Source organism: Bacillus sp. EB600, assembly GCF_024494385.1.
Taxonomy (GTDB): Bacteria; Bacillota; Bacilli; order Bacillales; family Cytobacillaceae; genus JAEVLT01.
On record NZ_JAEVLT010000107.1, the window covers coordinates 1 to 1,731 of the forward strand.

Here is a 1,731-nt window from a genome sequence, read left to right on the forward strand (position 1 = left end):
CAATAGGTGAAATAACCAGGAACGCTTTTTCCTTATCAAGTAAATAGCAGCATTTAAAAAGGAAATAGTCATTCCAAGAGAAGTGCTTTATTGAACAAACGGATGCTTGAATTCAATTAGTTGGTTGCTGGGGCGTTTACATATGGTATGGTGTATTACTTACAAAAATACGGAATCACATCTTTAGTACGATTGAAAAAAATCAATTTAATATCAATAATTACTTTGAAAGCTTTACTCTTATATGGTTTTCAGTATTTTAATGAAAAATTGATTAGGAGAAATAAATGGAGTACCTAAGTGATGAACAACTGATTGGTTTTTATCTCAAAACGCTACAACTGGAGAAAGAGGATCAAGATTTTAAGAAGATGTTAGAATTGGAATTAATGAAAAGGGATCTTCTTTTTGAAGCATTGGACCGAAATGATAATAAAAATGGTAAGCAAGTGGGGATGGATGCCTAGCATCAGTCTCTTTTTATTTTGAGATTTTTTTATGTTATTCTTACCAATTAACTAATCAGTGGGATTTTGTGAAGAATTATACTTAAAGTAACGGGGGCGATTGTTCAACGAGAACAGTCATAAAGAGGAGGAAATGATGTTTAAGAAAATTCTAAAATCGTATGATTATTCTTTAGTTATTGCGATAACTTTATTATCTCTTTTTAGTTTAGTCATGGTCTATAGTGCAAGCATGGCTACTGCTGTACAAAGGTATGGTGTTGCAAGTGATTATTTCTATCAGAAACAAAAATTATTTCTAATAATAGGTGCTTTTTTCTTTGTTATCACTTCCTTATTCCCTTATAAAGCTCTGAAAAACCGAAAAATACTTATATATATGGTTCTTTCATCCATTGTTGTTTTAATGGCTCTTTTTGTCTTTGGTCATGTGGCTGGGAATGCACAAAGTTGGTTTAAAATTGGGCCGATTAGTATTCAGCCTGCAGAATTTGTTAAGCTTTGTGTGATTGTTTATTTATCTGCTATGTATGCTAAAAAGCAAGAATATATAAATAAATTTAATAAAGGGGTTGTCCCTCCGTTAATTTATTTAGGAATAGTTTGTTTATTAATAGCCATTCAACCAGATTTCGGGACAGTTGAGCTAATTTTATTATTTTCTGGAGCAATCATCATTTCGTCAGGCACAAGCATTAAGAATTTAACCAAACTAGTTACACTTGGCGTTATAGTACTGTTACCATTTGTTCTTCTTTTTTATAAGAAAATTTTTACATCTGTTCGTATGAATCGATTTGAAGTCTTAAATGATCCGTTTAAGTTTCAACAAACATCGGGCTACCATCTTGTAAATTCATACATAGCAATTGGTTCTGGTGGAATAAATGGCTTAGGATTGGGAAAAGGTATCGAAAAGCTTGGTTATTTGCCAGAATCACATACAGACTTTATTATAGCTGTTATTGCTGAAGAGTTAGGAATATGGGGTGTTGGTTTTGTTATCATTACATTAGCGTATATTGTGTTAAGAGGGATTTATATTGCAATGCAATGCAAAGATCCGTTTGGAAGTTTACTAGCAATCGGTATTTCAAGCATGATCGGCATCCAAGCTTTTGTTAATCTTGCTGGTGTCTCTGGCCTCATCCCACTTACTGGTGTTCCTCTACCATTTGTCAGTTATGGAGGTTCTTCCCTAATTCAATTAGCAATTGCTGTAGGAATTTTGGTCAATGTTTCAATGTTTGTTAATTACGAAAAG

Annotated in this window: 2 protein-coding genes; both read left to right on the plus strand. The window is 32.8% G+C overall.

What is annotated here, in order from left to right:
- The first annotated feature begins 287 nt into the window (after positions 1-287).
- Positions 288-467, plus strand: coding sequence for a sporulation histidine kinase inhibitor Sda (locus JN080_RS28685; RefSeq protein ID WP_256239339.1), 180 nt, complete (start codon positions 288-290; stop codon positions 465-467).
- 136 nt (positions 468-603) lie between these two features.
- The coding region (locus tag JN080_RS28690; RefSeq protein WP_256239340.1) for an FtsW/RodA/SpoVE family cell cycle protein at positions 604-1,731 on the plus strand (1,128 nt) is incomplete at its 3' end.